Source organism: Saccharopolyspora spinosa NRRL 18395, assembly GCF_000194155.1.
Lineage (GTDB): Bacteria > Actinomycetota > Actinomycetes > Mycobacteriales > Pseudonocardiaceae > Saccharopolyspora > Saccharopolyspora spinosa.
In genome coordinates this window covers 1-4996 of the sequence record NZ_GL877888.1, presented here as the reverse complement: position 1 = coordinate 4996, position 4996 = coordinate 1, and the positions used below count along the sequence as shown (strand labels likewise).

The window sequence follows — 4996 nt, the reverse complement described above, 5'->3', positions numbered from 1 at the left end:
AGTTCCGGCGCTGGACCCGGAGACCGAGCGGCGCGCGCTGGAGGAGATCGCCCGCGCTCGCTCGGAGCTGCCCGACCGTGACGAGGCGATGTTCGGCACCTACCTCGGATCGCTCGTGCGCCGCCTGGAGCCGACCAGCGAGGCGGACCCGGCGAACATCCTGGCGTCGCTGATGGCGGCGACCGGGGTCTATCTCGGCGACGGGCCGCACATGCGGGCCGGGGACGACCGGCACCCGCTGCTGGTGTGGCCGATGGTCATCGGCCGGACCGGTGTAGGCCGCAAGGGTGCGGGCTGGTCGGCCGCGAAACGCCTACTGCTGGCCACCGACCCGGACTTCGTGGAACGCAACATCCACTCCGGTCTGACTTCCGGTGAGGGGCTGACTCAGGCGTTCAACGAGGACGAGGCGGGCGCGACCGGCCCCGACGAGGGAGAGGAAGGCAAGGGCAAGAAGCGGGCGTCGCTACTGCCGCCTGGTGATCGGCGGCTGCTGGCGTTCGAGACCGAGTGGGCCACCGTCATGGCCCGGATGAAGCGGGAGGGCAACACGCTCTCGGCGACGATGCGCGCGGCGTGGGAAGGCGGGAACCTCTCCACCCTCGGTGTGAACGCGCGGATCGTGCGGGACACCCACGTCGGGATCCTGGCCCACATCACCCCGAAGGAGTTCCAGGCCAAGCTCTCGGCGTCGGACATGGCCGGGGGCACCTACAACCGGTTCCTTCCCGTGCTGGTCGCCCAGACCCAGTTCCTGCCCAGCAGCACCGGCGCGGACCCGGCCCTGCTGGACCGCCTGGCGGTGGACCTGCGCGCGCGTCTGGCCGCCGGTGCCCGCCTCGGGCAACTCGGCCTCACCCGGGCCGCGGCGATGCTGTGGCAGCGGCTGTACGTCGAGTTCGGCGGCTCCAGCGCCGACGACGGCCCGATCGAACAGTTCCTGCCCCGCGCCGCGCCGAACTGCCTGCGTGTGGCCGGGCTGCATGCCGCGCTCGACGGCGTGGAACTGATCACCGTGGAGCACCTGGCCGCAGCTGCGGCGTTCGTCCGCTACGCCGTGGCCTCCGCCCGCGCCGTGTTCGGCAGAGGTGAGGGTGACCTGCTGGCGTTCATCGCGGCAGCCGAGGAGCAGGGGCGTACCCGCACCGAGATCAGCAAGAGCCCGATCTTCAAGGGCCAGGCGAGGAAGGAGGAGATCGACGCCCGGCTGCAACCGCTGATCGACAGCGGGCAAGTCACTGTCACCGACCGGCCCCGCGCCGACGGCCGCCCCAACGGCAGGGGCGCACAGGTCTACGTCGCCGCACCGCGAAATTAACGAATTTTCGAACTTTGGGCCTGACCAGGGCAAACGCTGGTTTCTAAATTTCGAGCCGTGCGAACTTTAGGCCCAAAGTTCGAAGCCGTCGAAATTTAGAAAAACACAAAACCGCAGGTCAGGCCCAAAGTTCGAAAGTTCGAAAAATTCGCACACCACGGGAGCACCGATGAACCGCAGCCAGCACACCAACCCGTCGATCCGGCAGGGAATCGGACAGGGAACAGGGCAGGGAGTCGCCGGGGAGGGAGGGAATTTTCCCTCCCCGCCTCCCTTCACCGTGGAGCACCTGGCCGCAGCTGCGGCGTTCGTCCGCTACGCCGTGGCCTCCGCCCGCGCGGTGTTCACCACCTCGAATCCCAAGCTGTCCAAGCTCGCCCGGTTTATCGCCGACGCCGGACCGGCCGGGCGTGGCCGCACCGAGATCAGTCAGCAGCACTTCCAGGGCAACGAGAAGGCCGCCGACATCACCGCGTGGCTTGACCAGCTTGCCGCCGACGACGTGATCACCAAGACGTTCCAGCGGCCAGAGGGGAGGAAGGGAGGCCGCGCCACCGAGATCTACGTAGCGAACGAACACTACGAACTTACGAACAATGCCCCTGACCAGGACAAACGCTGAGAGCAAAGTTCGTACGTACGAACTTTGCTGTGCCCCGCTGGGCGTTGGCCCGGCGCGCGCGTCTGCCCGCCGGTGCCCGCCTCGGGCAACTCGGCCTCACCCGTGACGCGGCGATGCTGTGGCAGCGGCTGTACGTCGAGTTCGGCGGCTACAGCGCCGACGATGGCCCGATCGAACAGTTCCTGTCCCGCGCCGCGCCGAACTGCCTGCGCGTGGCCGGGCTGCATGCCGCGCTCGACGGCGTGGAACTGATCACCGTGGAGCACCTGGCCGCAGCTGCGGCGTTCGTCCGCTACGCCGTGGCCTCCGCCCGCGCCGTGTGGATCGTGCGAGACACCCACGTCGGGATCCTGGCCCACATCACGCCGAAGGAGTTCCAGGCCAAGCTCTCGGCGTCGGACATGGCCGGAGGCACCTACAACCGGTTCCTTCCCGTGCTGGTCGCGCAGACCCAGTTCCTGCCCAACAGCACCGGCGCGGACCCGGCCCTACTGGACCGGCTGGCCGTGGACCTGCGTGCGCGCCTGGCCGCCGGTTCCCGCCTCGGGCAACTCGGCCTCACCCGTGGGAGAGGAAGGCAAGGGCAAGAAGCGGGCGTCGCTGCTGCCGCCCGGTGACCGCAGGTTGCTGGCGTTCGAAACCGAGTGGGCCACCGTCATGGCCCGCATGAAGCGGGAGGGCAACACGCTCTCGGCGACGCTGCGCGCGGCGTGGGAAGGCGGGAACCTCTCCACCCTCGGTGTGAACGCGCGGATCGTGCGGGACACCCACGTCGGGATCCTGGCCCACATCACGCCGAAGGAGTTCCAGGCCAAGCTCTCGGCGTCGGACATGGCCGGAGGCACCTACAACCGGTTCCTTCCCGTGCTGGTCGCGCAGACCCAGTTCCTGCCCAACAGCACCGGCGCGGACCCGGCCCTACTGGACCGGCTGGCCGTGGACCTGCGTGCGCGCCCGGCCGCCGGGTTGATGGCGGCGACCGGGGTCTATCTCGGCGACGGGCCGCACATGCGGGCCGGGGACGACCGGCACCCGCTGCTGGTGTGGCCGATGGTCATCGGCCGGACCGGTGTAGGCCGCAAGGGTGCGGGCTGGTCGGCCGCGAAACGCCTACTGCTGGCCACCGACCCGGACTTCGAGGACCGCAACATCCACTCCGGGCTGACCTCCCGCCCGGCCGCCCGAGCCGACCAGCCGGGCCGCCGCAGCCGACCGGGCGACCGAGCCGACCAGCCGGGCCGCCGCAGCCGACCGGGCGACCGAGCCGGTGACCTGCATGAGTCGACCCCGACTCGACCGGAGTCGGCCCTGCCGAGTCGAGGTCGACTCGGGCTTGTAAAAGCCCTGTTCGCTGATCCGCGAACAGCACAAACACCACCCGCGAATTTCCCGAGTGACATCGGAGCCGAAAGCCCATGAGTAAGCCTGAAACACCGCCCGACACGGCGGGCGAACAGCGGCGACGGCTGCACCTGGTCCCCGACTCCACCCAGCAGCCGACGAGGGAAGCCGCGGGGCCAGTGCCGGCGCCGGGCCTGCCTCAGCCTCGCGTTGGCGGCCATCACTGGCTCACCTTCGCCCGTGACCGCTTCCGCTGGGCCGGGGCCGACACCGGGGCGAAGATCTCCGCGACCCGCGCCCGGATGGCCTGCGCCAAGTCGTGTTCCTCGGTGCTGGGCTCGATCTCGGCCATCGCCAGCCGCGTTTCCTCGATGGCGGCGGCCGAGTCGTTGAACAGCGTGTCGAACAGGACCTGCCGGGCCCAGTCCGCGTCGTCGAGGTCCGACAGCAGCCCGCCACCGTTGATGAACAGGGGAAGCCGCGGGGCCAGTGCCGGCGGTTCCGGCGCTGGCGTTGGACCCGGAGACCGAGCGGCGCGCGCTGGAAGAGATCGCCCGCGCTCGCTCGGAGCTGCCCGACCGTGACGAAGCGATGTTCGGCACCTACCTCGGGTCGCTCGTGCGCCGCCTGGAACCGACCAGCGAGGCCGACCCGGCGAACATCCTCGCGTCGCTGATGGCAGCGACCGGGGTCTATCTCGGCGACGGGCCGCACATGCGGGCCGGGGACGACCGGCACCCGCTGTCGAGGTCCGACAGCAGCCCGCCACCGTTGATGAACAGGTAGTACGCCGCCGCGATGTCCTCATACGACATCGGTACCGTCAGCGTGAGCTGCATGGCGGGCGGGGTGTCGTTGAACTCCCGGTGAGCTGCGGTGAACTCGGTGACCTGCCCGTTGGCCATGCCGTAAGCCTGCTTCGCCATCTCAGGCCACGGGAAGCCGCGGGGCCAGTGCCGGCAGTTCCGGCGCTGGACCCGGAGACCGAGCGGCGCGCGCTGGAGGAGATCGCCCGCGCTCGCTCGGAGCTGCCCGACCGTGACGAGGCGATGTTCGGCACCTACCTCGGATCGCTCGTGCGCCGCCTGGAGCCGACCAGCGAGGCGGACCCGGCGAACATCCTGGCGTCGCTGATGGCGGCGACCGGGGTCTATCTCGGCGACGGGCCGCACATGCGGGCCGGGGACGACCGGCACCCGCTGCCGTAGACCGTGGCCAGCAGCTCCCGGTAGGTCTGCGAGACCGTGAGCTTGCCCTGTTCCCACCCGCAGATCAGGCCCTTGAGCGTGCCCAAAGCGCCCAACCGGATGCCCCGCGCTTTCGCTGCCTCGATCATGCGGTGCGCGAGGTCGCCTTGAGTCCACTCGAACACCTGCCGGGCCTGCCTCAGCCTCGCGTTGGCGGCCATCACTGGCTCACCTTCGCCCGTGACCGCTTCCGCTGGGCCGGGGCCGACACCGGGGCGAAGATCTCCGCGACCAGGTTGTCCAACGGCAGCTGGGACAGCAGCTCGGTCGAGACCGGCGCGGCGTACAGCAGCGTTGTCGCCCCGTGCAGGCTCAACGTGGTCATCACGCCACCCCGTCCTGGTCGAAGCTCACGTCGAGCTGGCCGCCGATGACCGGATCGCGGGGGCTGGGCCCCCGGTTCGGGTGCACGCCGCGCCGGATCTCCTCCCACGTCACGATCGGGAAGTTCCGCGACCACACCTCGGC

General features: G+C 70.0%; 8 protein-coding genes and 1 pseudogene. 5 read left to right on the top strand and 4 right to left on the bottom strand.

Annotated elements, in window-relative coordinates; genetic code table 11:
• The 4 genes and pseudogenes from SSPN_RS48410 to SSPN_RS56250 all read left to right on the top strand — a co-directional run.
• On the top strand, positions 1-1318 hold a 1318-nt coding region (locus tag SSPN_RS48410), incomplete at its 5' end, for a DUF3987 domain-containing protein (protein ID WP_010316635.1).
• Positions 1319-1487: 169 nt separating this feature from the next.
• A complete protein-coding gene (locus tag SSPN_RS0141560; protein WP_010316634.1) occupies positions 1488-1940 on the top strand; it encodes a hypothetical protein in 453 nt (150 codons plus the stop codon).
• A gap of 29 nt (positions 1941-1969) precedes the next feature.
• Entirely contained in the window at positions 1970-2557 is a 588-nt protein-coding gene (locus tag SSPN_RS0141555; protein WP_010316633.1) for a DUF3987 domain-containing protein, read from the top strand.
• Positions 2511-2894: pseudogene (locus tag SSPN_RS56250) on the top strand (DUF3987 domain-containing protein); the annotation flags it as partial. The gene SSPN_RS0141555 and the pseudogene SSPN_RS56250, both read left to right, overlap by 47 nt.
• A 607-nt stretch (positions 2895-3501) precedes the next feature.
• Here the strand turns inward: SSPN_RS56250 and SSPN_RS62025 are convergent.
• Entirely contained in the window at positions 3502-3633 is a 132-nt protein-coding gene (locus SSPN_RS62025; RefSeq protein ID WP_010316631.1) for a hypothetical protein, read from the bottom strand.
• A gap of 340 nt (positions 3634-3973) precedes the next feature.
• Positions 3974-4207 carry a hypothetical protein gene (locus SSPN_RS61325; protein ID WP_010316629.1) on the bottom strand — a complete coding sequence of 78 codons (234 nt, stop codon included), beginning with the start codon at positions 4205-4207 and terminating at the stop codon, positions 3974-3976.
• Positions 4208-4234: 27 nt separating this feature from the next.
• On the opposite strand from SSPN_RS61325, the gene SSPN_RS0141535 reads away from it, so the two are divergent.
• Positions 4235-4489, top strand: a complete 255-nt coding sequence (locus tag SSPN_RS0141535; RefSeq protein ID WP_010316628.1) for a hypothetical protein — start codon at positions 4235-4237, stop codon at positions 4487-4489.
• Here SSPN_RS0141535 and SSPN_RS48405 read toward each other — a convergent pair.
• Complete coding sequence (locus tag SSPN_RS48405) at positions 4432-4689, bottom strand: hypothetical protein (protein WP_237710997.1); 258 nt, start codon at positions 4687-4689, stop codon at positions 4432-4434. The two genes, SSPN_RS0141535 and SSPN_RS48405, sit on opposite strands and share 58 nt — an antisense overlap.
• Complete coding sequence (locus tag SSPN_RS57435) at positions 4689-4853, bottom strand: hypothetical protein (RefSeq protein ID WP_010316624.1); 165 nt, start codon at positions 4851-4853, stop codon at positions 4689-4691. Before SSPN_RS57435 ends, SSPN_RS48405 begins: the two co-directional genes overlap by 1 nt.
• Between the last annotated feature and the right edge of the window lie 143 nt (positions 4854-4996).